Annotated in this window: 1 protein-coding gene; it reads left to right on the top strand. The window is 66.2% G+C overall.

All coding sequences use genetic code 11. The annotated features are described in order from the left end of the window. The coding region (gene ilvN / locus AQJ67_RS08820) for an acetolactate synthase small subunit (protein WP_063807302.1) at nt 1-376 on the top strand (376 nt) is incomplete at its 5' end. Between the last annotated feature and the right edge of the window lie 139 nt (nt 377-515).

The following is a 515-nucleotide window of genomic DNA, read 5'->3' as shown; positions in this document are numbered from 1 at the left end:
GGTGAGCGTCGCCGACCTCCCCCTGGAGCAGGTGACCAAGCAGCTCAACAAGCTGGTCAACGTGCTGAAGATCGTCGAGCTGGAGCCCGGTTCGGCCGTTCAGCGCGAACTCGTTCTGGTGAAGGTCCGCGCCGACAACGAGACCCGCTCCCAGATCATCGAGATCGTCCAGCTCTTCCGTGCCAAGACCGTCGACGTCTCCCCGGAGGCCGTCACCATCGAGGCCACCGGATCCAGCGACAAGCTGGAGGCCATGCTGAAGATGCTGGAGCCGTTCGGCATCAAGGAGCTCGTCCAGTCCGGCACCATCGCGATCGGCCGCGGCGCCCGCTCGATCACGGACCGCTCGCTGCGCGCGCTCGACCGGTCGGCGTAACGACGCGTTCGGACGGTCGGGTGACACCGGCCGTCCGGATTCCGCCCGTATAGCGAGACCCCGAAACTTCCCCTCCCCCCGCCGTCATACGGTGGGACGCAACACCTGCACACAAGGAGAGAACCCAAAGTGGCCGAGC

This window comes from Streptomyces caeruleatus (assembly GCF_001514235.1).
Taxonomy (GTDB): Bacteria; Actinomycetota; Actinomycetes; order Streptomycetales; family Streptomycetaceae; genus Streptomyces; species Streptomyces caeruleatus.
This window is presented reverse-complemented; position numbering and strand designations above follow the sequence as displayed.